Annotated in this window: 22 protein-coding genes; 12 read left to right on the top strand and 10 right to left on the bottom strand. The window is 70.9% G+C overall.

Annotation, left to right across the window (positions count from 1 at the left end):
• Positions 1–81: 81 nt before the first annotated feature.
• Positions 82–522: a DUF6355 family natural product biosynthesis protein gene (locus tag FHR33_RS19340; protein ID WP_183649605.1), complete on the top strand. Its 441-nt coding sequence runs from the start codon at positions 82–84 to the stop codon at positions 520–522.
• A gap of 35 nt (positions 523–557) precedes the next feature.
• On the opposite strand, the gene FHR33_RS19335 is transcribed toward FHR33_RS19340, so the two are convergent.
• From FHR33_RS19335 to FHR33_RS19325, 3 genes are all read right to left on the bottom strand, one after another.
• Positions 558–1,568 carry a hypothetical protein gene (locus FHR33_RS19335; RefSeq protein WP_183649604.1) on the bottom strand — a complete coding sequence of 337 codons (1,011 nt, stop codon included), beginning with the start codon at positions 1,566–1,568 and terminating at the stop codon, positions 558–560.
• Positions 1,565–2,095, bottom strand: a complete 531-nt coding sequence (locus FHR33_RS19330) for a SigE family RNA polymerase sigma factor (protein WP_183660177.1) — start codon at positions 2,093–2,095, stop codon at positions 1,565–1,567. Before FHR33_RS19330 ends, FHR33_RS19335 begins: the two co-directional genes overlap by 4 nt.
• A gap of 151 nt (positions 2,096–2,246) precedes the next feature.
• Positions 2,247–2,789, bottom strand: a complete 543-nt coding sequence (locus FHR33_RS19325; protein ID WP_183649601.1) for a TIGR03086 family metal-binding protein — start codon at positions 2,787–2,789, stop codon at positions 2,247–2,249.
• Here FHR33_RS19325 and FHR33_RS19320 point away from each other — a divergent pair.
• The 6 genes from FHR33_RS19320 to FHR33_RS19295 all read left to right on the top strand — a co-directional run bounded on the left by FHR33_RS19320 (position 2,788) and on the right by FHR33_RS19295 (position 7,879).
• Entirely contained in the window at positions 2,788–3,615 is an 828-nt protein-coding gene (locus tag FHR33_RS19320) for a helix-turn-helix domain-containing protein (RefSeq protein WP_183649598.1), read from the top strand. The two genes, FHR33_RS19325 and FHR33_RS19320, sit on opposite strands and share 2 nt — an antisense overlap.
• A gap of 254 nt (positions 3,616–3,869) precedes the next feature.
• A complete protein-coding gene (locus FHR33_RS19315; RefSeq protein WP_183649595.1) occupies positions 3,870–4,844 on the top strand; it encodes an alpha/beta fold hydrolase in 975 nt (324 codons plus the stop codon).
• 93 nt (positions 4,845–4,937) lie between these two features.
• Complete coding sequence (locus FHR33_RS19310) at positions 4,938–5,357, top strand: hypothetical protein (protein ID WP_183649592.1); 420 nt, start codon at positions 4,938–4,940, stop codon at positions 5,355–5,357.
• A 92-nt stretch (positions 5,358–5,449) separates the two neighbouring features.
• Complete coding sequence (locus FHR33_RS19305; RefSeq protein WP_183649589.1) at positions 5,450–5,854, top strand: Imm7 family immunity protein; 405 nt, start codon at positions 5,450–5,452, stop codon at positions 5,852–5,854.
• A gap of 118 nt (positions 5,855–5,972) precedes the next feature.
• Positions 5,973–6,470, top strand: coding sequence for a hypothetical protein (locus FHR33_RS19300; protein WP_221241161.1), 498 nt, complete (start codon positions 5,973–5,975; stop codon positions 6,468–6,470).
• Positions 6,471–6,556: 86 nt separating this feature from the next.
• Positions 6,557–7,879 carry a serine hydrolase domain-containing protein gene (locus FHR33_RS19295; RefSeq protein WP_183649587.1) on the top strand — a complete coding sequence of 441 codons (1,323 nt, stop codon included), beginning with the start codon at positions 6,557–6,559 and terminating at the stop codon, positions 7,877–7,879.
• 316 nt (positions 7,880–8,195) lie between these two features.
• On the opposite strand, the gene FHR33_RS19290 is transcribed toward FHR33_RS19295, so the two are convergent.
• Entirely contained in the window at positions 8,196–9,320 is a 1,125-nt protein-coding gene (locus tag FHR33_RS19290; protein WP_183649584.1) for a hypothetical protein, read from the bottom strand.
• Positions 9,321–10,457: 1,137 nt separating this feature from the next.
• The gene (locus FHR33_RS19285; RefSeq protein WP_183649580.1) at positions 10,458–11,171 is read right to left on the bottom strand and encodes a hypothetical protein; all 714 of its coding nucleotides are present in this window, start codon (positions 11,169–11,171) and stop codon (positions 10,458–10,460) included.
• A gap of 174 nt (positions 11,172–11,345) precedes the next feature.
• On the opposite strand from FHR33_RS19285, the gene FHR33_RS19280 reads away from it, so the two are divergent.
• Positions 11,346–13,994 carry an AfsR/SARP family transcriptional regulator gene (locus FHR33_RS19280; RefSeq protein ID WP_183649577.1) on the top strand — a complete coding sequence of 883 codons (2,649 nt, stop codon included), beginning with the start codon at positions 11,346–11,348 and terminating at the stop codon, positions 13,992–13,994.
• A 170-nt stretch (positions 13,995–14,164) separates the two neighbouring features.
• Complete coding sequence (locus FHR33_RS19275; RefSeq protein ID WP_183649573.1) at positions 14,165–15,238, top strand: beta family protein; 1,074 nt, start codon at positions 14,165–14,167, stop codon at positions 15,236–15,238.
• A gap of 3 nt (positions 15,239–15,241) precedes the next feature.
• Here the strand turns inward: FHR33_RS19275 and FHR33_RS19270 are convergent, their stop codons facing one another.
• From FHR33_RS19270 to FHR33_RS19260, 3 genes are all read right to left on the bottom strand, one after another.
• Positions 15,242–15,757: a hypothetical protein gene (locus FHR33_RS19270; protein WP_183649571.1), complete on the bottom strand. Its 516-nt coding sequence runs from the start codon at positions 15,755–15,757 to the stop codon at positions 15,242–15,244.
• Between the two features lie 160 nt (positions 15,758–15,917).
• Positions 15,918–18,194: a catalase gene (locus tag FHR33_RS19265; RefSeq protein ID WP_183649568.1), complete on the bottom strand. Its 2,277-nt coding sequence runs from the start codon at positions 18,192–18,194 to the stop codon at positions 15,918–15,920.
• A gap of 148 nt (positions 18,195–18,342) precedes the next feature.
• Positions 18,343–19,479: a hypothetical protein gene (locus tag FHR33_RS19260; RefSeq protein WP_183649565.1), complete on the bottom strand. Its 1,137-nt coding sequence runs from the start codon at positions 19,477–19,479 to the stop codon at positions 18,343–18,345.
• Between the two features lie 144 nt (positions 19,480–19,623).
• Here FHR33_RS19260 and FHR33_RS19255 point away from each other — a divergent pair, with 144 nt between their 5' ends.
• On the top strand, positions 19,624–20,343 hold the full coding sequence (locus FHR33_RS19255) for an alanyl-tRNA editing protein (protein ID WP_183649562.1): 720 nt from the start codon (positions 19,624–19,626) through the stop codon (positions 20,341–20,343).
• Positions 20,340–20,915 carry a type II toxin-antitoxin system RelB family anti-toxin gene (gene relB, locus FHR33_RS19250; RefSeq protein WP_221241160.1) on the top strand — a complete coding sequence of 192 codons (576 nt, stop codon included), beginning with the start codon at positions 20,340–20,342 and terminating at the stop codon, positions 20,913–20,915. The genes FHR33_RS19255 and relB overlap by 4 nt, the downstream gene beginning before the upstream one ends.
• A 19-nt stretch (positions 20,916–20,934) precedes the next feature.
• On the opposite strand, the gene FHR33_RS19245 is transcribed toward relB, so the two are convergent.
• Together FHR33_RS19245 and FHR33_RS19240 are read right to left on the bottom strand one after the other, a co-directional pair.
• Entirely contained in the window at positions 20,935–22,212 is a 1,278-nt protein-coding gene (locus FHR33_RS19245) for an ATP-binding protein (RefSeq protein ID WP_183649559.1), read from the bottom strand.
• A 185-nt stretch (positions 22,213–22,397) separates the two neighbouring features.
• Entirely contained in the window at positions 22,398–22,796 is a 399-nt protein-coding gene (locus FHR33_RS19240) for a DUF1801 domain-containing protein (RefSeq protein ID WP_183649556.1), read from the bottom strand.
• A gap of 297 nt (positions 22,797–23,093) precedes the next feature.
• On the opposite strand from FHR33_RS19240, the gene FHR33_RS50375 reads away from it, so the two are divergent.
• A complete protein-coding gene (locus FHR33_RS50375; protein ID WP_312895614.1) occupies positions 23,094–23,450 on the top strand; it encodes a nucleotide pyrophosphohydrolase in 357 nt (118 codons plus the stop codon).
• Positions 23,451–23,455 lie beyond the last annotated feature (5 nt).

Below are 23,455 nucleotides of genomic sequence, written 5' to 3'. Positions count from 1 at the left end.
TTGCGCTGCGTGCGCGATCAGCGGCGGATATTCCCCCTGCAGAAAGCCCAGGGAGTGTGAATGGCAGGATATCGACGGTCAATGGCGCTGCTCATTCTTGGCCGGGCCGCAATACATGGCGACAATCTCTGCTACGCGTACGGACAGAAAAGCGGACAGAAAAGGGGAGGCATGAGCCTGTTCACCACCATGTCCCGGATCGCCCTGGCCACCGTGGCCGTCGGAAGCATCGCCGTGGCCGCACCCGCCGCGCAGGCGTCCAACGGCCACACCCCACGCACCGCCTCCAATGACGTCAGCATGTTCGAAGCCCCTGTGGGCGTGCGGTGTGGCGCCTATCGCGTCAGTACCGCCTGGAACGCGGATCTCCGCTACTGGCACTGCGGCAGCAGTAAGGTCGAGGTCGAGGTCGACTACCGTCACTGGCCCAACAACTACGCCTGCATGCAGCCATGGCAGGACAGAGTCCTCGAGACCTTTGACCGGGCCTCCCACGCCTGGTATACGGGTTACCTGTGCTAGCGCATTCTCTGTAGCGGAGCGAACAGGAACATCCTCTATTTCCTGTAGAGGCCGACCGACCAGCGCACCGGCCGGTTCGTGTGCTCCCCCCGCATGTCGAGCGAGATCGTGATGGTGACGCGCCTGCCTGCGGGGGCCTCGATCTCGTTCATCGCCGAGGGGAACGCGCCGTCCTCCCAGACTCCGCAGTCGCCGCTGGAACCGGTGTCCTCGCCGTTCACCTTGAGGCTGAACCGCAGCCGCCCGGCCAGGTCGCCGGTGCAGATCTGGTCTACGCCCAGCTTGCCGCCGTCGCCTGTGACGTCGAAGGTGACCGAGTCGCCGTCCTGCGGCCAGCTGCCGGATCTGCTCTCCTCCAGCTTCCAGCCGTCGAGCCTGGACGGCAGGTCGCGCGGCCGGTCGGGAACGACAGGCTGGGGTGGCGGCGTCCACTCGTAGACCGCCAGCGACCATTCGGTGGGCTTGTCCTGCTGTGGCACGCACGCGGCGTGCGCGTTGCTCCTCGTGCAGGCCGTGCCGGAGGTGCTGGCATCGAAGACGATCTCCACCGCGGAGCCGCTCTTCGGCACGTGGAGCGGCTGCAACTGCCTCTGCCGCGAGCAGCGGCCGAAGAACCCGGCCTGCTTCGGACCACCGGCGACATGGAACCGGGGCGCGTGGGTGCCTTCTCCCACGCAGGCGCCCGCGACGTCGAGAGGCTTGCCCGTGTACGGGACCTTGATCGTGATCCTCTCCTTGCCGGAGGCGCGCATGCTGGTCGCGCCCACTCGACGGTAGGCGGTGCCGTCCGGCGCGGTGAAGCTCTCCGGCAGCGAAGGTGGCGGCTGGACGGCGACCGCGGTGTGGTCGGGCGGTCGCTGGGCCGTACCGGGGAGGAGGAGGAACCCGGCGGACGCCAGCGCCGCGACCGCGACGCCCGCCACCGCGCTCCTGCGCAGCCGCCGGCGGCGGATGCGGGCCCGCACCTGCGCCGGGCGGGCCGGGTTGGCCGGAGGTACGGCCTCGGCCCGCCCGCGCAGCTCGTCACGCAACTCCTGCACGGTCATCGGTGCAGCTCCTTCACGATCGACTCGTCCACCCGCAACTTGGCCAGCGCCTTGGCCGTCTGGCTCTTGACCGTGCCTGGATCACAGCCCAGTACGGCCGCCGCCTCGGCGACCGACAGGTCCTCATAGAAGCGCAGCACGATCACCGCCCGCTGCCTGGCCGGCAGCTGCCCCACCACCCGCCACAGCGAGTCGCGATCGTCGAAGCCGCGCGTGGCGTCGCCGGCCGCCGGTTCGGGCAGCTCGTCGCTCGGCAGTTCACGCCGCCATCGCCGCCGCCACCAGGAGGTGTACGTGGTCACGATGACCTTGCGCAGGTACGGTTCGGGGTCGTCCACCCTGGACCAGGCGAACCAGGCCTTGGCCAGGGCTTCCTGGAGGAGGTCCTCGGCCGTGGCCCAGTTGTGCGTCAGCAGGTAGGCCGTTCGTAACAACCGGTCGGAGCGTGTCGCCACGAACTCCGGAAATATCGATCTGTCCGCCACCTGCGGGCCTCCCGTTGTCGCCTGTCGACGGTACTGACGCATCGAGTGGCGGCACGGGTTGCCCCGGTACGTGAGGGTCTTCACCGGCGTCCCCTGGCGGAGGAGAGGATCCTCGGAAGGGGAGACGAGCTCGGCGAGGCGCCGGAACCGGGCGCCGTCTACCCGAGCGAGGCGCAGGAAGGGCCGGAGCGGTTCACGCTGTCCAGGCAGGATCCCGGCCGATGACGCCGAGCAGGCGGTCGAACTCCGGGGCGTCGTCCGGCACCGCCACCTGTGGCCCGAAGACGCCGCGCTGCCTGCCCGTCTCCGCCATCCGCTCGGAGAAGGCCAGCGCGCGCGAGACGGCCTCGGGCTCAGGCTCGTACGGCTGACCGGTGGCTACGGCCAGGTCCCAGCCGTGCACGACCATGTCGACGAGGTACATGTGGGCCAGCGCGGTCATCGGCAGACCCATGACGGAGTCGGTCCCGTCCCACGCCTCGCGCCGTGACCAGGAGGCGAGCGTGCGCTCCGCTCGCTCGGGGAAGTCGCCCGCGTAAGATCCCTGCTCGACGTAGGGTCCCTTGCGGCCCAGCGACTCGAACAGCTCCGCCACCCACTCCAGGTGGGTGATCAGGCCTTTGACGTCGAACTCCGCGCAGGGCGTAGGCGACGCGAACTGCTCCCGTGGCACCGCGCGCACCAGTCCCGACGTCCGTTCTGTGGCGCGCGTCATCAGCGGCATCATGTCGTCCATGGCAGCCATGGTGCCTCGCCCGTCTCGCAGGCGGCTTGTAGAAACGCGACAGCGCGGCTGGGTCGATCCGCACGCCGGGCTCGACGCCTTCGATTTCGCCCGGCACGCGCCGTCGCCGGAGATCTCGGCGTATGTGGATCACTTCTGGGTCGTCACCTGGGCCGACCTCGCCGATCCTTACGAACAGCGCATAGTCTCGCACCCCACGGTGAACATGATCATCGCCCAGGACTTCCACCGGATCGCGGGAGTGATCAAGGGGGGGTTCTCCCACGCGATGCGGGACAGCGGCCGCGTGCTCGGCACGCGCTTCCGTCCCGGCGGCTTCCGGCCGTTCCTCGGCGGCCCGGTCTCCATGCTGACCGGCCGTTTCGCGGAGATCGACGAGATGTACGGCGCAGCGGGCGCGGCGCTGATCGAGCAGGTCCTGGCCGAACCCGACCCCGTGGCCGCCGTCGGCCTCATCGAGACGTTCCTGCTGGGTCTGGGGCCCGAGGAGGATCCGGTGGCCGAGGAGGTGGCGGGGCTGGTCGCGATGGTGGAGGGCGACGTGTCGATGACCAGGGTCGACGAGTTGGCGGCCAGGTCGGGGCGGTCGGTGCGCTCGCTGCAGCGGCTGTTCCACGACTATGTCGGCATCGGCCCCAAGTGGGTGATCCGCCGCTTCCGGCTGCACGAGGCCGCGGAGCGGGTCGGCCAGGGCCTCGACCTCGCCACGCTGGCCACCGAACTCGGCTACACCGACCAGGCCCACCTGACCCGCGACTTCACCGCCGCGGTGGGCATGCCGCCCGCGGCCTACGCCCGGCTCAGCAGCCGACCCTGATCCTCAGCGAGGCGGCCGGCGGTCGCTGCCGGCCCTGATCCTCAGCGAGGGGTCGACGGTCGCTACCGGCCTGGCCGCGCCGGTCGCCGGATCACAGCCGCGCGACGCCGTCTCGCCGCACTTCGGCGCTCGGGGGACGGAGGTGTTCGTCATCCTGATGGAGGAGGAAAGGGCGGCGGCGGGTGCGCTGGTCCTGACCCGGCGCCATCCGGCCGGAGGACGAAACGGGCCGACCCCAAACCTAGATTCGAGGCATGACGCATGGAACTACGCGGCCAGGCGGATGGCTGCGGCGGCGGTTGCGGCGGGTCGCCGTCTGGGGCGCGGGCCTGCTCGTGCTGGCGGCGGCCGCCGGGTTCGGCTACGAGACGATCGCCCGGCAGAGCGACTCAGAACACCACAAGGCGCCTGGGCGGCTGGTCGATGTGGGCGGTCACCGGCTGCACCTGCACTGCACCGGGGCCGGCGCCCCCACCGTCGTGCTGGAAGCGGGGCTGGCGGAATCGAGCGCGAGCTGGGAGGTGATCCAGCGGCGGCTCTCCGCGGGCAACCGGGTGTGCTCCTACGACCGGGCCGGATACGCCTGGAGCGACGACGGCCCCTCGCAGGGTACGGCGGAGCACGCCGCGGGCGAACTGCGCACGATGCTGGTCGCCGCAGGGGAGGCGGGGCCGTACGTCCTCGTCGGGCACTCCTACGGCGGCAACGCCATACGTGTGTTCGCCGATCGCTGGCGGAACCTGACCGCCGGGCTGGTGCTGATCGACGTGACCGACGAGACGGCCGTCGAGGCGCTTCAGATCTCCCGGCCACTGATGGCCGTCCATTTCACCGCCTACCAGGTCGCCGCCCGGCTCGGCCTTCTCCGGCTGATGGGCGATGCCTTCGTGCCCGCCGAGGCCACCGCGGCGGCCCGCCGCCATGCCGTCGTCGTCTACGGGTCGGGCAGCATGGCGGCCGCCCGGGCCGAGGCCTGGGCAGGAGTGGACAGCGCCGCCCAGGTCCGCGCGACGGTCCGCCCGCGAGCGTGGGGTGACCTGCCTGTCGTGGTGATCTCCGCTGCCGGCCAGCCCGCGGCCGTCACGGAGCAGGCCAGGGCTCTGGCCGCGCTGTCGACCCGCGGTCGCCTGGTGGTCGCGACCACGAAGGACCACTACGTGCAGCACGGTCAGCCCGACCTCGTCCTCGACGCGATCCGGGAGGTCGCTTCCGCGCACGGACGGCGGTGACCGTGCACGGCGATCGCGCCGCGCGGGCACGACGCCGCGCGACGGACTTGGCGCAACGGTGAGCCGTCGGCCGCTCCGGTACGTCAGAGAGACATGAAGATCTGGCGAATCGTGCTCCTACCGGCACTGCTCCTTGCTCTGGTCGCGGGCGTCGCGCCGCCGGCCCAGGCGTTCACCGCGAAGACGACGCTGGTCGCGCTCCACAAGCAGGGCGGGTTCGCGGGCCTCGCCGATCGCGTGATCGTGTACACCGACGGGTGCGCGCGGCTGAGCCGCAGGACGGGGCCGACCGTGGACACGTGCCTGCCCAGGAAGGAGATGCGGACGCTGCGCGGACACCTGAAGCTCCTGCGCCTCGGGCGCTCCGAGGCCCAGCCCCGGGGGGCCGACTTCATCAAGTACACGATCGCCTACCGGGGTCACCGCGTCAGCCGCTACACGCTGCCCGCCTCCTGGAGCCCGGTGGTGCGGGACCTGGAGAAGACCCTGGAGAAGTACTGGGCGCCGGACTGACCCACCGGGACAGGGGCGCTCCGGCGGGGGCGTCGCGGATGCGCGAGACTTGCGCGGGCGTCTTCCACCGGCGGCGGTTCTGAGGGGCGGGGATGTTCGAGTACCACGGGTGGGTGACCATCCGCGAGACGGCCGGCGTCGAGGACGACCGCGATGACCGGCTGGAACGGCAGGTGGAGGAGGTCCGCGCCTGCCTGGCCGAGCTCCGCGACTACGGCCTGGTCGACCTGCGATGGATGAACGGCACGCCGTTCGTCCATCTGGCCGGTCAGCCCAACCGCGACGGCGGGTGGGGCGAGGTTCTCATCGCGCTGTTCGAGCGGGTCGGGCGGATCGCCCCTGGCTCCTACGGGCTGCTCCATGTGTGGGATGACGAGGGCTCCCACGCGAACGAGTTCCGGGTGTTCCGGCTGGTGCGCGGCGAGGTGAGCGAGCACGCCGACCCGCTGCTGTCCCCGGTGATCCCCACGGTGGAGGATCCCTCACCGGAGCGCTAGTCCCAGGCGGGAGCGGGCTACCCGCCTTACGTACAGACATGTACGTAGGTTAGATTGTGATCGCTGCCTTGCCAAAGCGACGAGGAGCCCGATGCACCTGATGAGAGGACGTCTCCACATGGTTCGATCCGAAAGCGCATCCACCCTGACCGTCTTCCGGCAGCACGACGTCCCCGAGGAGGTTCTCGCGCTCAGCCCGCTCGCCGACCCCGACTACGTCGACCTCTTCACGATCGCGACAGGTGACGCCGCCCCCGGATCACCCGAGCAGTGGGCCCGTGCGGCGTTCGAGGACGTCGCGGGCCTCAAGGGACAGTTCATCTGGCGGGTGCTGCTCGGCCTGCGTCTCGCGCGGCGCACGTCCCCCACCTGTGTGGCGGGATGGAAGATCGCTGAGCGGGGCGACCGCTGGCTCAGGCTCGAGGCCCGCTCCTGGATGCTCACCGGGCATCTCGTGATCATCGTCGGCGACGAGGAAATGTCGTTGGGCACGTTCCTGCGCTACGACCGGCCGATGGCCAGACGTGTGTGGACACCGTTGTCCGCCGTTCACCGGCATGAGGCGCCGGGCCTGCTACGCGAGGCCTACGAGGTACAGCAGGCCGGAGCCCGCTGACCGTCCCGCGCGGTTGGACGAACGGCTCGGCGGAATTGGTGCGGGCGGACGAAGCCCACCGCTCTCGCCGTCAGCAGGATGAACGGATGGCTGACCTCAACCCCCTGCAGAGCCTGCTCGACAGCGAGGCGAAGTCCCTCCACGTTCCAGGCGCCGCCGTCGGCGTGCTCGTCGACGGCGTGGAGCACGTCCTCACCACCGGCGTCACCAGCGTCGACGCGCCGGCTCCCGTGACGGGCGACACGCTGTTCCAGATCGGGTCGACCACCAAGACGGTCACCGCGACCGTGGTCATGCACCTCGTCGAGCGTGGCCGGCTCGACCTGGACGGGCGGGTGCGCCAGTATCTGCCCGGCTTCCGGCTCGCCGACGAACGGGCCGCGGACGAGCTGACCATCCGGCACCTGCTCACCCACACCGGCGGGTTCCTCGGCGACATCGACGACGGCGAGAGCTGGGACACCACGGCGCTGGCCGACTCGATCGGCACCTACGACCAGCTGCCCCAGCTCTTCCCGCCCGGAGCGCTCGCCTCCTACAACAACGCCGGGTTCCGGCTGCTCGGCAGGGTCATCGAGGTCGTGTGCGGCGAGCCGTACGAGGACGTGGTCAGGCGCGTCGTGCTCGAACCCCTGGGCATGGGCTCCAGCTTCTTCTTCCCCTGGGAGGTGGCGACGCGATCGCACGCCGTCGGGCACGCCGTACGAGAGGACGGCCCGCGGGTCGCGCACACGTGGGGGCTGTTCCGCGACTGCATGGCCGAGGGCGGGCTGGTGTCGTCGGTGCACGACCAGCTTCGCTACGCCGCCTTCCACCTGGGCGCGAGCGGCGAGGAACCGGTCGGAGCGGCCACCAGGGAGCTGATGCAGGCCGAGCACGTCCGGGTCGGTGCGCCGTGGACCGGCATCGGACTGCCCTGGCTGCTGGAGGAGCGGGCGGGCGTGCGGCTGGTCACGCATGGCGGCAACATCGGCAACCTGCAGCTGTCCACGTTCGTGCTGGCGCCCGAGCGCGGCTTCGCCGTCACCACGCTCACCAACTCCGCCCCCGGCAAGGCGCTGGGCGCACTCGTGACCGACTGGTGCCTGGAGCACCTGCTCGACGCCCAACCGCAGGCCGTACGGCTGGCGCTGCGCGAACCCTCGCCGGAGTACGCGGGCAGCTACGACGCGGGGCAGTGGACCTTCGAGGTCGACGAGAGTCTGACGGCGCGATTCGTCCTGCGACCCGAACTGGCGGCCGCAGGGGTGGAGGGTATGCCCGACATGCCGCTCGCGCTGGTCGAGGGCAGTGACGACGTGACGATCGCCGCCGACCCGCAGCGCGTCGTCGGCCGCTTCCTGCGAGACGATGCGGGTGCGGTCGCATTCCTGCACCTGGGCGGCAGGGCGGCCAGGCGGGTCCGCTGACCTGTCGGTGCGCTCTGATCGTGAGGGGGGCGGCGTGACGGCTCACCGATCACGCACGTGACCCGGGCGCGGCGTCGACGGCCGTGACAGGCCGAAAGGGGCCGGGCGGACGGGTGTCCGCTCGGCCCCTCAGGGTTCATCGCGACGGTCTCACGTGGCGGCGGCTGCTCCTGAACTTCTCCGGCGGCGGCTTCCACCTGCCGGTGCTCTTCCAGCCTTGACAGTGGGGCAGACCATCAAAAGCAGGCTGGACGCTGATCAGGAGGTCAGCCCCCGCTGTCGCACAGCAGGTGGCTACCTTGTCACCGGTTTTCGATCAGGACCAGGCCGCCTCGTCGGCATGTGCGGCGTCGTGCTTCTGCTTGCGCTCGGCCTCGAGCTTCTGCCTGAGCTCGGCCTCGAGCTTCTGCCTGAGCTCGGCCTCGAGCTTGTTGCGCATCTCCTGCTCGTACTTCTTCTTGGCCTCGGAATCGGCCTGCTTCCTGGCCTCGCCGTCCGCCCAGTGGCGCTTGTCGGCCGCGGCGTCGTGCATGCTCACGTCCGCCCAGTCGTGCGTGTCGCTCTTGACGTGGTGGTGCTTGCCCTTCGCGTCCTCCCAGCGGTGGTCGGTCTTGGCCTTGTGCTTGCCGTCCGCGTGGTTGTGCATGTCGGCGTCGGCGTGCTGCTTCGACGCGGCGTCGGCGCGGTTGCGGGCGTCCGCGTCGGCCTCGTTGCGGTTGCGCGCGTCGGCGTCGGCGCGCTGCTTGGCCTCAGCCTCGGCCTTCTGCCTGGCGTCCGCCTCAGCGTCGGCGCGGTTGCGCGCGTCCGCGTCGGCCTCGTTGCGGTTGCGCGCGTCGGCGTCGGCGCGCTGCTTGGCCTCAGCCTCAGCCTCGGCCTTCTGCCTGGCGTCCGCCTCAGCGTCGGCGCGGTTGCGCGCGTCCGCGTCCGCGTCGACTTCGTTGCGGTTGCGCGCGTCGGCGTCGGCGCGCTGCCTGGCGTCGGCGTCCGCGTCCGCGTCGACTTCGTTGCGGTTACGGGCGTCGGCGTCGGCGCGCTGCCTGGCGTCGGCGTCCGCGTCCGCGTCGACCTCGTTGCGGTTGCGCGCGTCGGCGTCAGCGCGCTGCTTGGCCTCCGCCTCGGCGCGCTGCCTGGCGACGGCGTCGGCGGTGCTGCCCGCGTCGGCAGTCGTGTTCAGGTGGAAGTTGACGTTCTGGTGCAGGTTCTGCTGCTGGCTCTGCATCTGCCGCTGGAGCTGCTTCTGCCACTGACGCTGCTTGTGGAAGTGCCTGTTGAAGCGGTGGAACAGGTGCCTGCCCCAGCCGTGACCGCAGCCGCCGCCCCAGCGGTGACCGCAGCCGCCGCCCCAGCTGGTGCTGGAAGCGGTGCTGGCGCTGGAAGCGGTGCTCGCGCTGGCAGCGGTGGCGGCCGTCGCGGCCCCCAGGCCCACAGTGCCGGCGCTCATAACGCAGCACACGGCGGCCGCTGTGACGACACCCTTGAGCTTGTTCATTGAGTGATTCCCCCTGAAAGACTGGATTTGTCCCAGCATGGCTAGTCGCCAAATCGCTGGAAAACGCCCCTCGTAACCCTGAAGGATTATCTTGCGCGGAACGTAGATATCCCGGCCGATCAGCGGATAAACGGACATTACCCGCTTCTTTGTGCAACCAGCTCCTTGCTTGACTAAGCCGGATTTTCCAGCCGCGTGCGCGTTCCCGCTCCTACGCGGGGTGTCACTGCGCTCGCCGCCGCCCGCCAGGGCGCGTTACCGCGTCAAGCGCCCACTCGCGGCTGCGGACGATCCATGAGAAGCGCTTGATCGGCTCTTTCCTCGTCCAGCCTCGCGGACTTTAGGGACGGTGCGGCATGGCACGGCGAGACAGGCGTCAGACAAAAGGGGCAATTGCCTATTTAGGGATATCTATGGGTAGAGTCCTCCCAAAAGGGCGAACATCCGTTATGAGACTCTTTGGATCGAAGCGCGCGTAAGGTGCAGACCGCCTGACGGTGGACGCCGGCGCAGTAAGGGGTGCCGGGGTAGCTGATGCTCGTCGACCGCGATCGCGGCGCGCGAGAGGTGGCCCCGCCTGTTGACGTGCGAAGGAGCGGGCCTGGCTCGTCGCCGACGCCAGGCGACCGGCATCCGCTGCCCGTGGTCGAAGGGTTGATGTCGCCCACGCCGGACGGCATGCCGAAGCGGTTCCGGGGACGGCCTCGGGTGCCTGGGGCGAACGGGAGAAGCCGTCGAGCACGCGGAGGTGACGGCGCTCAGCGGGCTGGGAGCGAGAAAGAGCTGTCGCGCTCATGGAAAGGGGAGCGAATGGTCTGTGCGTCAACTCGAATGCCGTGAACGGGATGTGCTCAGCACGTTATGTCTGGCTCGCTCGAAGAAAGCACAGACAAAGGTCGTCCGGGCCTTGCCGGGACGCGGATCTGCCCTGAAGGCCGGGGTTCTGAATTTTCGTTCCCTGCAGCCTTCGGCGAGACCGTGAACCCCTGCGGCTAGGTGCTGATTCGATTATCGGCGGCATTTCAACGCATTGCCGAAAAAGCCAGGGATGGCCTCACCTGCCGTTCCCGGCCGAACGTTTCAACGCCTTCAGCCGGGTGATCGCGGCGTGATGACGGTATGAATCGCGGTGAGCAGTTCGAGCAGGTCTTCTCGGCTCTCCCTGGCGAACGCGGCCTCCACTGCCGCCGCGGCGGGGCCGCCGGTGAGCCAGGTGAGGGCCTGCTCGTGGGCGGGGCTGTCGCGGTTCCAGAAGGCGTTGGTCAGGCGCCTGCCCGACCAGCCGGTCATGACGAAGTCGTGCAGGTGCCTGATCGAGGCGTCGGTGTCGAGACCGCTCCAGGCGTCGAGGCAGGACGTCAGATCCATGCCCGTGGCGGCCAGGGCGCACAGCACCGTGTCGATCGGGGACCTGGCCGGATGGTGGCGAAGCGTTTGGTCCCACCACTCGCACAGGAAATCCGTCACGGCATCCCGCTCCTCTTCCGGCCAGGCGCGCCAGTCGGCGGAGGCGAGTTTGCCGAGGACGATTTCGGGATCGGGGTAGGAGAAGGCGTCCGCTGTGGCGCATTCGAGCAGGCGCGGCAGGAAGTAGCGGAACTCGAGGACGCCGCCCCACGTGGTGAGGGCCTTGGCGGCGTAGCGGGCCAGCGACCCGGCCTCCACCGAGGCGACGGGCCAGGACAGGAGGCAGCGCTCCTCGCCTGGCTCGACGCAGTGCGGGCAGCCGGCCACGCGCTCGGGCCTCGGGACGTGTCCGAACACGTCGTACATGCGGGCCTTGGCGGCTTCCCATCCGGACATCGGCTCATTATCGGCGCTCCACGCCTCGCCCGCGTGGATCACGCCGACCGAACACGCCGCTCGGGCGGCCAGGCGGCCAGGTGGCCCTGGGGCGGGTGTTGTGCGACCGTGGGGCGGGTGGATTTCGGGGTGTTAGGGCGGCTGTCGATCAGTCGTGACGGGGAAGCGGTCGAGGTGACCTCCGCCAAACAGCGCACGCTGCTGGCCGTGCTGCTGACCGAGGCGAACAGGCCCGTGCCCTCCGACAGGCTGGCCGACGCCGCCTGGGGCGAGAGCCCTCCCGCGCCCGCGACGCTGCGCTGGCACGTCCACCACGTACGGCAGGCGCTCGGCGGCGACCGCCTCACCCGCAGGCCCGAGGGCTACCTCCTCACCGTCCACCCCGGCGAGCTCGACGCCGAGCGCTTCGAGCGGCTGTGCGCCTCGGCCGCCGACCTCGACGACCCCGCCCGGATCGCCGAGGTCCTCGGAGAGGCGCTCGCGCTGTGGCGCGGCCCCGCCTACGCCGACCTGGCCGACGCGGCGCCCGTCGGCATCGAGGCGTCGAGGCTGGAGGAGCTGCGGCTGGCCGCCGTCGAGCGGCGGGCGCTGGCCCTGCTCGACCTCGGGCGCGACGGCGAGGCCACGGCCGAGCTGCAGCCCCACCTGCTCGCGCATCCGTTGCGCGAACGGCTCAGGGAGCTGCTCATGCGCGCCCTGCACCAGGCGGGCAGGCGCGCCGACGCCCTGCGCCTGTACCGCGACGGACGCGAGCTGCTGGCCGGCGAGCTGGGCATCGAGCCTGGCGGCGCCCTTCGCGAACTGCACGCCGAGATTCTGAGGGAGGAGCCGCCCCCGGTCTCGGTGCGCCCCGCCCAGCTGCCGCCCGACGTGTTCGCGTTCACCGGCAGGCAGGCCGAGCTGGCCGTCCTCGACGACCTTCTCGAGTCTGAGGGCAGCGCGCGGGTGGCGGCCGTCAGCGGGGTGGGCGGCGTTGGGAAGACGGGTCTCGCCGTGCGCTGGGCCCACCGCGTCGCCCACCGCTTCCCCGACGGTCAGCTCTACGCCGACCTGGGCGGCAGGGACCCGGGGGAGGTGCTCGAACGCTTCCTCGCCGCGCTCGGTGTCATGCGCGTGCCCGAAGGGCTCGACCAGCGAGCCGCCCTCTACCGTGGCCTGGCCAGCAGCAGGCGCCTGCTCGTGCTGCTCGACAACGCGGCCGACTCGGCCCAGGTCGGGCCCCTGCTGCCCGCCTCGCCCTGCTGCTTCGCGGTGGTCACGGGACGCAGCAGGTTCGAGGGGCTGGTCGCGGGGGTGGGGGCCCGACCGGTGCCGCTGGAGGTGCTGTCGAGCGGGCAGGCCGCGACGCTGCTCGGCCGCGTGGCGCGGGTCGACCCCGACGAGGCCCTCGCCCTGGCCGAGCTGTGCGACCGGCTGCCGCTGGCCCTGCGCATCGCGGGGGCGAGGCTGGTGACCAGGCCTGGCTGGACGCCACGGAGACTGGCCGACCGTCTGGAGCAGGAGCGGCGCCGCCTCGACGAGCTGCGCGCGGGAGAGCTCGACGTCAGGGCGAGCTTCGAGGTCAGCCATCGCGACCTTCCCGCGCCTGAGCGCGTGCTGTTCGAACTCCTCGGACTGGTCGAGGCGCCCGACTTCGCGCCGTGGACCGCCGCGGCGCTGATGGACCTTCCGCTGGCGGAGGCGGCGGAGCTGATGGAGCAGCTGGCCGAGGCCCAGCTGGTGCAGCAGCTCGGCTTCGACGAGGCCGGGCAGGAACGCTACCGCTTCCACGACCTCGTCCGGATCTTCGCGAGGGAACGGGCGCTGGAGTCGATGGCGCGGGCCGAGCGCGAGGCCGCCCTCGACAGGGTGCTCGGCTGCCTGCTGGCGCTGGGAGAGGAGGCCTACCTACGGGAGTACGCCGGAGGCTTCAGGCTCGCGCGCGGCGACGCGCCCCGCTGGCGTCTCCAAGGTGAGGTGCTGCCCGCGCACCCGATGGGCTGGCTGGCTGCCGAACGGGCCACGCTGATGGCCTGGGTGCGCCAGGCGGCCGCCATGGGCAGGGTCGCCGCCTGCTGGGACCTCGCGCTGTTCAGCGTCAGGCTGTACGAGCTGACAGGCAACATGTCCGACTGGCGGGAGAGCTCGACGATCGCGCTCGAGCTCTGCCGCGAGCACGGCGACTCCTACGGCGCGGCGGTGATGCTGGTCTCCCTGGGCTCGCTCGAGCTGTTCGAGAAGCGTTACGAGCCGGCGCGCGACCTGCTCGTCCAGGCACTGCCCGAGATCGAGGGCCCCTACAGGGCGCTGACGCTCGGCAATCTCGGCCTCACCGAACGCGCGCTGGGAGCGGCGGAGACGGCGCTGTCCCACATGACGGAGGCCAGGGAGATCGCCCTCCACGAGGGGGACAGGGCGACCGAGTCCCTGATGCTCAGCCACATGGCCGCCGTGCACCACGAGGCCGGCAGACGGGACACCGCTCAGGCGATACTCGGCTGGGCGGCCACCGTGGCCGAGGGGATCAGGCGGCCGCAGGCCGTGATCAGATTCATCGCTGCCCGCATGGCCAACGACCGCGGTGAGTACGAGCGGGCCGAGCGGCTCAGCGCAGAGGTGCTGGCGGAGCTGGCCACGATCGGGGACCGCCGGCTGGAGCCCTCGGTGATGGCCGTGAGGGCGAGGAGCATGCGCGGCCAGGGCAGGATCGAGGAGGCCGCCGCCTGCGCGCGCGACGCGCTGGCCATGGCGCGCGCACTCGGCGACGCCAACGCCGAGCAGGAGTACGCGCGGCTGCTGGACTCCCTGTCAGGAGAGCCTGTGGGCCAGGCCGACCTCACCTGACCAGGAGGCCGACGGGGCAGGCTCTCAGAAACTCTGTCTTCGTGGACAATTGACGGTCGCGCGGCTGGGCGTTCACCCTCGGGGCAACCGGAAAGACGGCGGCCTGCCGGGAGGCGAGGGACGGCCGCTGCACCGGACACGCGGTTCGCCTACGTACGGAGAACCAGGTCATGACGGTGTACATGCCGATCGTCAAAGCCAAAGAGGGCGAGTTCCGCGCCCTGGAGAACATCCCGGCCCATGACCACCCGAACACAAGGCCGATCATCGAAGCGCTGCCCGGCGAGGGTCACCACGAGCGCACGCTGTACGGGGACGCGTTGAACCTGGCCAAGAACGTCGTCCATCGGATTCCCGATGATCTGCGGTTCGCGATCGACTGCCGGTATCTCGTCACGCAGTACGGCCGCCCTGACGTCGGCGGCGCCGTGCGGCTCGTCTTCGAGGCGATCGGGCAGTTCCACTACGCCGCGACACCGGTGTTCCGCCTCACCGACGACCCCGACGATCTCGACGATGTGGCGCAGGCCGTACAGGAGCACCAGAGGGGCGCCTGCCTGCGCCTGCCATGGACCGGTCCCAGGCACGGTAGCAAGGACGCGAAACTGTCCGGCCTGTTACGCAGGATGGGGCTCGCCTTCCGTGACGTCGATCTCCTGGTGGACCTGTGGGCCATCGAATCCGACCATGCGGCGGCCCAACAGGTTCGCTGCGCGCGCGAGGCGCTGGCCTGGGCGGCGGGCATCCCATGGCGCTCGGTGACCTTGGCAGGCGGCGCCTTCCCCCCGCCTGGCGGCGTGTCGGCCGCCCCCATGGACGCGCCCGTGGAAGCGCCGCGCCGTGACGCGGGGGTGTGGCTGGCCGCGGTGTCGCACGCCGGTCGCCACAGGAAGATCGGGTACGCCGATTACGGGGTGGCGAGCCCGCGCAAGCCGTCCGGCAGACAGCTGTCCCGCCACCCGAAGCTGTGTTACACGGTCGACGACCACTGGAAGATCTACCGGTGCGCGGCGGGCGAGGGAGAGGGTGCGTTCGACTGTTTCCGGAAGGTGTGCCAGGCGGTGGTCAACTCGGACGGCTGGCCTGCGCAGGGCGCGGCGTTCTCCTGGGGCGACCGGCACATCGAGCAGTTCGCGGCGGGCGCCTCCACGCTGCCGAACACGCGCGCGTCGTGGCGGGCCTGCGGGCAGTCGCACCATCTCGCCATGGTCCGTCACCGCCTGGACCGCCTGCGGCGGCCGTAGCCGCTACGCGCCGACCGGCCCGGCGTCGGGGTCCGGGGTGCGCTCGGACAGGACGGCCTCCATCCACGCCACCGTGGTGGCGGCCACCTGGGCCAGCTGGCCGTACAGCCTGTCCTGGTAGGCGCCTCGCTCGTCGCGGGGGACCGCCTGGCTGACCTCGTGGGCCAGGCCGCCGACCGCCTCCACCAGGTGGGCGAGCTTGGTCACGTCCGGGAGGCTCGGGTTGGAGGGGGCCCGCTCGTCGTCGGCCGGCTGCCGGTCGCGCACGTGGGCGACATCGGCGAGCGCGCCCTTCAGCCGGAGACCGCGAGCGTGCCGGGTGACGGCCTCGACGACGAACCGGGCGACCTCCCTCGGCCGGTCGGCCTCGCGGACCTCGAGGTACAAGTCGTATTCGTCGCTGTCGCCGCCGGCGATCGCCCAGGCGCCGTGCTCGTCCTTGTCGGGATTGCCGTCGGCGGGGACGACCCGCCAGGTGGTGAGGTCCACGGATCCGATCTGCTCGCGCTCGGGAATCACGGGTTCTCCTTCGTGGCCGCGGATGGAGCCGGGGGTGCGTTGGACGGTGGTGCCCCATCGTGCCGCGACGAGTGATCGGTAGGGCGGAAACGGCGCGGAATCAGCGCTCCGCCTCGTCGTGGGAGACGAGCCGCCCACGACGAGGCGGAGCGCCGGCGCCTCAGCCCACGGCCGCGGCGGCGGGGAAGCGGTCCCAGACGCGGTGCTGGCCGAGCAGCCTGACGATCTCCGCCAGCACCTCGTCGCCGCGGTCGCCGAGCAGCACGCCGGCGGCTCCCGTGGGGATGGCCGCCAGCGCCAGGGCCTCCATGGCGCCGTCCCAGCCGCCGATCGGCTTCCCGTGGCGGTAGGCCTCGGCCAGCATGAGCAGCACCCGCGGGTCGATCGCGCCGCCGGCGTCACCGGCCTTGGCGTCCCGCGCGCCGTAGGCGTCGGCGCCCGGCGCAGGGGCGCCCGCGACCAGCAGCGCGTCGAACTCGACGGACCTGGCCGTGGCGAACGTGCGCTGCGCGACGAGCGGCTCGTCGCCGCCGGTGAGCGCGTCGATCACGCCGCGCACGCCGTCTCGCGACGCGCCGTCGAGAGGGCCGCCGGTGGGCGCGATGATCAGCGGCACCATGCCGCCGTCGAGGATCGCCTGCCGTACGGACCTGACCGTGCTCAGGTCGGCGCCCTCGCCCGTGATGATGCCGATGATCCGGCCTGTCGTCGGCCACACCTTGCCGACCTGCGAGAGCGCGGGGCTCGGTGTGACGGAGGGCAGCGGCTCGGCCGCCTTGGGCGCGGGCAGCCCGAGCCCGGCGGCGACCTGCTCGCACAGGACCGGGTCGATCTCGGCGAGCACCTGCAGCGTGCGCTCCTTGATCGCCTGCTCGTAGACCTTGCCGAGCTCGAAGGTGTAGGCGGCGATCACGTGCTCGCGCTCCACCGGGCTCAGGCTCAGCCAGAACAGCCGGGGCTGGCTGAAGTGGTCGGCGAACGTCGCGGGCGCCTCGCGCACCCGCGGGGCCGACGCCACCTCCACCGGCACCTCGACGTAGCCGCCCTCCTGCTGCCCGGCGAAGAAGGGGCAGCCGCCGTCCAGGGAGTTCGGCTTGTACGGCGCGGCCCCGCTGTGCACGGCCGTCTGGTGCATGCCGTCCCGCAGCATGTCGTTGACCACCGCGTGCGACCTGTTGATCGGCAGCTGGGTGAAGTTCGGGCCGCCCAGTCTGGTGATCTGCGTGTCGAGGTAGGAGAACAGCCGTCCGGCCAGCAGCGGGTCGTCGGTGACGTCGATGCCGGGCACGAGATGGCCGACGTGGAAGGCGACCTGCTCGGTCTCGGCGAAGAAGTTGGACGGGTTGGCGTTGAGCGTGAGCAGGCCGATCGGCTGGACGGGCGCCAGCTCCTCAGGGACGATCTTCGTCGGGTCGAGCAGGTCGATGCCCTCGAACATCTGCTCAGGGGTGTCGGGGAAGGCCTGGATGCCCAGCTCCCACTGGGGGAAGGCGCCCGCCTCGATCGCGTCGGCGAGGTCGCGCCGGTGGAAGTCCGGGTCCATCCCGTTGATCAGCTGCGCCTCCTCCCACACCAGTGAGTGCACGCCCGCCTTGGGCTTCCAGTGGAACTTCACCAGCGTGGTGGCGCCGGCGGCGTCGACCAGCCTGAACGTGTGGACGCCGAAGCCCTCCATCGTCCGGAACGAGCGCGGGATGCCGCGGTCGGACATGTTCCACAACGTGTGGTGGGTCGCCTCGGTGTGCAGGGAGACGAAGTCCCAGAACGTGTCGTGCGCGCTCTGCGCCTGCGGGATCTCCCTGTCGGGATGCGGCTTGCCCGCGTGGATGATGTCGGGGAACTTGATGGCGTCCTGGATGAAGAAGACCGGGATGTTGTTGCCCACCAGGTCGAAGACGCCTTCGCTGGTGTAGAACTTCGTCGCGAAGCCGCGCGTGTCGCGGACGGTGTCCGCCGAGCCCCTCGAGCCCAGCACCGTCGAGAAGCGGACGAAGACCGGTGTCTCGGCGCCCTCCGCGAGGAAGGCCGCCTTCGTCACCGTGGCGGCCGTGCCGTACGAACGGAAGATCCCGTGCGCGGCGGCGCCGCGGGCGTGCACGACGCGCTCGGGAATGCGCTCGTGGTCGAAGTGGGTGATCTTCTCCCTCAGGTGATGGTCGCGCAGCAGCACGGGTCCGCGAGGTCCGGCCTTCAGCGAGTGGTCGCTGTCGGGTAGCCGCGTGCCCAGCGCCGTCGTCAGGTACGCCCCGCCCTGCGCCAGCGCCTCCTGGGGCACGTCCTCCGGCTGGCCCGTGGGGGTGAAGGGCTCTGGGCCCCGCTGATCCTGCTTGGGCGGGAGCGGTCCTCTCGGCTCGGTGGGCTCGGCGACCGGCGGCGGCTCGCTGCCGGGACGGCCGGGGATGGCCCCGGACGCGTTCGTCGGGTGAGACTCTTCCATTCGTTTACCCCCAGAGAAGGGCGCCGTGCCCTCGTTCGGCACGGCGCTGATCCATGGGCGGGCCCTACCCGGATTGCCCGTGTCAAAGCGAGCGTTTCCGGAGATCGGGGGAAAACGGGGCTGGAGCGCGACCATCGGCTCCCTGGCGTCAGCTCACTCGCTCGAACGGCGTCGGCGCCTGGCCCGTCCAGCGGTACAGCTGCGAGTGGCTGGTCTGCTTGGTCACGCCGCCCTCGGTGAGGGTGCCGGCCTTGGAGACGTAGAACCGGCCGTCGCCCAACGAGATCAGGCCGTACTCGCCGCCGAACTCCCAGCCGCGCACCCCCGAGGGGGCGTGCTCGAGGCCGCCGGGCGCCAGGGAGAGCAGTTGTCCCCGCTCCGGCTGGGGCTGCCCCACGATGTCGGCCTCGCGCGGCTCGGCGCTGCCGTCGACCATGAAGAAGGAGTAGTTGGGGAACTGCGGCTTGGCGCCCTTGTAGACCGCCATCATCCAGTTGCCCGTGTGGTCGTCGTACTCCAGGTTCTGCACGCCGTACCTGGTGTTGCCGGTGTGGACGAAGTACTTGCCGTCGACCGACTCGGGGCCGCTGGTGTGCGGCGCGCTCTCCGTGAGCGGCTTCTCGTACTTCTTCCACTGCTGGATGTCGTACTGCAGCAGCACCTGGTGGTCGTTGTCCTGCCTGGAGACGTTGGAGTAGACGCCGTAGGCCACGGTGAGCTTCTGCTTGCCGTTCTTCTTGCCGAACTCGGGCCCGAAGGACACGCCGTCGATGCCGCTGCAGCCGTACCGGTGGTCGGGGGTGTTGGCCACGTTGCCGTCGAACCTGCCGTCGCCGTTCATGTCGGCCACGTAGTCGGCCACGACCTCCTTCAGGTACACCGTCTTCACCACGTCGCTGGTCTGGGCGTCCATGCCCATGCTGGTGATCCGGTCCACGTCGAAGATGGCGATGTAGAACGACTCCTGGGCCTTGTACTCCAGGGAGCCGTAGACCCTGCCGTCCCTGGCGTTGAAGTCCAGGTCGCCCAGGTGCCCGGTGAAACCGGTCACCGACCCCACAGGATTGCCCCGCAGGTCGGTCTTCACCAGGAGATTGGTGAAGGAGAAGTACATGAAGCCCTTGCGCTGGTCGACGGCGATGCCCTGCACGTGGCCGGCGCTCCACGCCCCGCCGTAGACCTCGGTCGGCAGCTCCACGGGCCTTCCTCCATCCGCCGCCGCCGGGGAGGAGAGGACGCCGAGGGAGAAGGTGGCCACCGCCGCGAGGGACAACAGCTTGCGCATGTTCACACCCGTCTTTCGTTAACGATCAAAACCGAAACTAGACGCTATAGGGACGAAATGGCGACACTTCCCACAAAGTCATGAACGGTAGGTGAAGCGCTCGCGGACACCCGCAGCCATGCCTGTGTTCGATATAGTAAACGTATGGTTCATCTCACTGAATGCCAGAGCGCCGCCTACCTGGACGACACCTACCTCACCGCTGTCACCACCACCGTGGCCGCGACGGGACGGCAGGACGACGGCGCGCCATGGGTCGCGGTGCGGCGGAACATCTTCCATCCGCAGGGCGGCGGCCAGCCCGCCGACAGGGGATGGCTGGACACCTGCGAGGTCACCCCCCTCCGCGATGCCGCGACGGGCCTGGTCGTGGTGCGCGCCCGCGACGAGCAGGGCGCCGGGCTCGAAGGGCTGACCGAGGGGGACCAGGTCCAGGCTCGGATCGACACCGAGCTGCGCCTGTCGCACGCGGCGCTGCACACGGCCGGCCACCTCATCGAGGCGGCGGGGCGAAGCAGGGGATGGGTGCTGGCGGGCAACACCCACTTCCCCGGCCAGGCGCGCATCGAGTTCACCGCGCAGGAGACGGACACGGGGCTGGCCGACCCGCAGGGCAGGCAGGAGGCCGCCGCCAGCCTGCTCCGGTGGGTGACGGCCAAGGTGGCCGACGACCTGCCCGTCACCGTGGACCATGACGCCGAGGGCCTGCGCATCGTGCGGCTGGGAGACGTGCACGCCGCGCCCTGCGGCGGCACGCACGTGCGCGGCCTGGCCGACCTGGCGGAGATCACGATCTCGGCCGTCAAGGTGAAGAAGGGCCGCGTCAGGGTGTCCTACTCCGCCGCGCACGGGCCGCTGCGGTGAACGCCTCCGACAGGGAGCGCAGGCCGGCCAGCAGCGCGGCGGCCGCGGCCGGGGCCCAGATCCAGCGCCGCCGCCTGCAGCGCGGGATGAGCCAGGCCGAGCTGGCCCGCCGTACCGGGCTCAGCAAGGGGACGCTGTCGCAGCTGGAAGCGGGTGGGGGCAACCCCACCATCGACACGCTGGACGCCATCGCCGTCGCGCTGGGCATCCCGCTCACCGACCTGCTGACCCGGCAGGCCGGGCCTGGCACCCACCACGTCCCCGCCACCCCCGCGGGCCAGGACGGCCCCACCCGCGAGCTGCTGCGGCGGATCAGCGGCGGGCACAGCCTCGAACTGTGGCGGCTGCGCCTGCCCCCGCACACCTCCGTGGACGGCGTCCCGCACGCGCCGGGCACGGTGGAGCACCTCCTGGTCGCCTCGGGACGGCTGACCGCCGGCCCCTCCGACGACCTGCGCCTGCTGCAGGCCGGTGATCTGCTGGCCTTCGCGGGGGACGCCCCCCACGCCTACCGCACCGACGCGACGCCCGCCGACGTCACCGTCGTCATCGCCTCCCCGTCCTTCACCTAGCCGCGGTGCCCGTGCCGGCTCAGAGCCTGGCGTGCGAGGTGATGTCCGCGGTGAACTCGTCGATCATCGCGGGGGTGATGGTCGGCCTGCACTGCCCGATCGCGGCCAGGTAGTCGGCTGTGTCCGCGCCCGCGGGCGTCTCCACGGCCCGGTCGGCGGTGAGGTCCCTTTCGAAGGCCGTCTGCGCGGCCGTCCTCGCGGCGTGCTCGATGTCGGCGGGCGTGAACAGCTCGCTCGCCGCGACCAGCGTGTCCAGGTCCACGTCCGGCCGCGCGCCTGAGTACCGCGCCCAGATCGCCGAGCGGGCGGCCGCGTCCGGGGTGCCGATCGGCACCAGGTAGTCGAAGCGGCCGGGCCGCAGGAACGCGGGGTCCAGCGAGCGGATGGAGTTGGTCGCGCAGACCAGCAGCCGCTCGTCCCTCTCCCTGAAGCCGGGGATGAGCTTGAGCAGCTCGTTGGTGATGCCGTGGCTGCCGGCCTCGGGACGCTCGGCGCGTACGGCGGCGATCTCCTCGACCTCGTCGATGAAGACCAGCACTCGCTCGAGCTCGGCGATCCGCGAGAACGCGGTACGCAGCGCCTCGGCCAGGTTGCCGTCGCCTGCCAGCCTGGACGGCAGCAGCTCCACGAACGGCCAGCCCAGCCTGGAGGCGATCGCGCGAGCGAAGGTGGTCTTGCCCGTGCCTGGCGGGCCGAACAGGGCGATCGCCCTCGGCGGACGCACGCCGTGCCTGGCGGCGCGCTCAGGCTCGGCGAGCGGCAGCACGACACGCCGCTCGATCAGCTCCTTCTCCACCTCCATGCCGGCCACCTTGTCCCACAGGTCGCCGGGCAGGAGCCGGCCGCCCAGCTCGGCCAGCAGGTCGGCGCCGACGCCGACGGCGGGCTCGGCCTTCTCGAAGTAGGCCACGGCGGGCCGCCTGGTGTAGCCGGCGTTCACCAGCCCCTCGCCGATCAGCTCCTCCTCCGGCAGCACGTACGCGATCCGCCGTACCCTCGCCTCGATCAGCCGCCGCTCCAGCTCCCTCAGCAGCGCGCTGGCCAGCCCGCGCCCCCGCCACGCGGAGGCGATCGCGATCCGCATCACCCACGCCCGCTCGCCCGCCACGTGGGAGAGCGCCGCCCCGATGGGCACGCCCCTGTGGACCGCCACGACGGCCGGCTGGCGCGAGGTCAGGGCCCCGATGCACTCGGCGAGGGAGAACACCGACTCCTGGCCGAGCCCGGCCGTGCTGTCGATCAGATGGACCACGGCCGCGAGATCGTCCTCGCGGTAGTCATGGATGTGCCAGTTCACCGGTGTGCCTCCTCAGTGGGGGGCTACCGACGTTAGGGCAGCTCGGGGGCCTGGTCCCTCGCCAAGCTGGACAACAGGACGGCGAAAGATGTACCGAGTGGAAGATGTGCCGTAGTTTCCCTCCACAGGGCCGGATCCGAGGCGGCTGAGAGCACAGACGTCGGCGCCTCCAGGCGCGATTCGCCCTAGGACGCGTCCCGCTTCAGCTTCCGCCAGCCGCCTGCGCGGTTGTTGGCGATGATCTGCCTGAACATGGCGGTCAGCGCGGGTGCGTTGATCGCCTCGCCCTGGCGGAAGGCCACGGTGCGGGCGGTCTTGTTCTCGTGCCCCGCCGTGATGATCCCCTCGGGGTCAGGGACGATCGCGCCGTCATAGAGGAAGACGTTGACATGGTCCTTGGCCGCGAGCAGGGCGCAGATGTTGCCCTGCAGGACGAAGTACGGCTGGCGGGTGCGTTTGATGGTCTCGGCGACCTCGGGGTCGGCGGCGTGCACCAGATCGCGCACCTCGCGGCAGATGTCCTGCTGCCAGCCCGGCAGGCCGTCGATGTAGGCGTCGACGCGAGGGTCCTTGGTGTAGGTCATGACATTCCTCCCACTCGTTCGGGACGGGCCGCACCACAAACTCACGGTGCCGGCCGGCGAGTCCATCCTCGCGGTCAGCGGGTGGCGCTGCGGCCCATGCCGGACATCTGCCCCTGGGCCTCCACGCTCACGACCCCGCGGTGGGGGCGTCGCCGTCCGCCGTGCAGGCCCGCGGGCCCTCCGGCGGGCGGTCCGGGGTGGGGGTGGTTCAGCCGTGAACGGCGAGGTCAGGCAGCGACAGGGCGGCATGGGACCGGACCCGTCGGGGGTGCCCGGCTCCCGGTAGGGTCGCCAGACGTGACGACCGAACTGGACAGGCTGGCCGTACGGCTGCGCGAGTTCGCGCGGGCCAGGGACTGGGAGCAGTTCCACACCCCGAAGAACCTGGCCATGGCTCTGGCGGGCGAGGTGGGCGAGCTGGTGGCGGAGTTCCAGTGGCTCACCCCCGCGCAGGCGGACCACCTCGACCCCGAGACGCTGGCCAGAGTGCGGGCCGAGCTCGGCGACGTGCTGCTGTACCTGGTCAGACTGGCCGACACGGTCGGCATCGACCTGTCAGAGGCCGCCAACGCCAAGCTGGACGAGAACGAACGCCGCTACGACCCCGCCTCCTACCGCGGCTCCACCCGAAAGGCACCACCGCTGACCCCCTGAGGGCC

Source organism: Nonomuraea dietziae, from assembly GCF_014195505.1.
In the GTDB taxonomy this organism is placed as follows: domain Bacteria; phylum Actinomycetota; class Actinomycetes; order Streptosporangiales; family Streptosporangiaceae; genus Nonomuraea; species Nonomuraea roseola.
Note: the sequence above shows the minus strand (reverse complement) of the source record. Positions and strands in the feature narration are given on the sequence as shown.

What these genes read in the sequence shown, in the direction of transcription:
- FHR33_RS19285 (WP_183649580.1), bottom strand. Translation starts at nt 11,171, where the DNA reads ATGTCCGGATGGGAAGCCGCCAAGGCCCGCATGTACGACGTGTTCGGA.
- FHR33_RS19305 (WP_183649589.1), top strand. Translation starts at nt 5,450, where the DNA reads ATGTTCGAGTACCACGGGTGGGTGACCATCCGCGAGACGGCCGGCGTC.
- FHR33_RS19260 (WP_183649565.1), bottom strand. Translation starts at nt 19,479, where the DNA reads ATGCGCAAGCTGTTGTCCCTCGCGGCGGTGGCCACCTTCTCCCTCGGC.
- FHR33_RS19275 (WP_183649573.1), top strand. Translation starts at nt 14,165, where the DNA reads ATGACGGTGTACATGCCGATCGTCAAAGCCAAAGAGGGCGAGTTCCGC.
- FHR33_RS19310 (WP_183649592.1), top strand. Translation starts at nt 4,938, where the DNA reads ATGAAGATCTGGCGAATCGTGCTCCTACCGGCACTGCTCCTTGCTCTG.
- FHR33_RS19320 (WP_183649598.1), top strand. Translation starts at nt 2,788, where the DNA reads ATGGCAGCCATGGTGCCTCGCCCGTCTCGCAGGCGGCTTGTAGAAACG.
- FHR33_RS19240 (WP_183649556.1), bottom strand. Translation starts at nt 22,796, where the DNA reads ATGACCTACACCAAGGACCCTCGCGTCGACGCCTACATCGACGGCCTG.
- FHR33_RS19290 (WP_183649584.1), bottom strand. Translation starts at nt 9,320, where the DNA reads ATGAGCGCCGGCACTGTGGGCCTGGGGGCCGCGACGGCCGCCACCGCT.
- FHR33_RS19330 (WP_183660177.1), bottom strand. Translation starts at nt 2,095, where the DNA reads ATGCGTCAGTACCGTCGACAGGCGACAACGGGAGGCCCGCAGGTGGCG.
- FHR33_RS19325 (WP_183649601.1), bottom strand. Translation starts at nt 2,789, where the DNA reads ATGGACGACATGATGCCGCTGATGACGCGCGCCACAGAACGGACGTCG.
- FHR33_RS19335 (WP_183649604.1), bottom strand. Translation starts at nt 1,568, where the DNA reads ATGACCGTGCAGGAGTTGCGTGACGAGCTGCGCGGGCGGGCCGAGGCC.
- FHR33_RS19255 (WP_183649562.1), top strand. Translation starts at nt 19,624, where the DNA reads ATGGTTCATCTCACTGAATGCCAGAGCGCCGCCTACCTGGACGACACC.
- FHR33_RS19295 (WP_183649587.1), top strand. Translation starts at nt 6,557, where the DNA reads ATGGCTGACCTCAACCCCCTGCAGAGCCTGCTCGACAGCGAGGCGAAG.
- FHR33_RS19265 (WP_183649568.1), bottom strand. Translation starts at nt 18,194, where the DNA reads ATGGAAGAGTCTCACCCGACGAACGCGTCCGGGGCCATCCCCGGCCGT.
- FHR33_RS19315 (WP_183649595.1), top strand. Translation starts at nt 3,870, where the DNA reads ATGACGCATGGAACTACGCGGCCAGGCGGATGGCTGCGGCGGCGGTTG.
- FHR33_RS19340 (WP_183649605.1), top strand. Translation starts at nt 82, where the DNA reads ATGGCGCTGCTCATTCTTGGCCGGGCCGCAATACATGGCGACAATCTC.
- FHR33_RS19300 (WP_221241161.1), top strand. Translation starts at nt 5,973, where the DNA reads ATGGTTCGATCCGAAAGCGCATCCACCCTGACCGTCTTCCGGCAGCAC.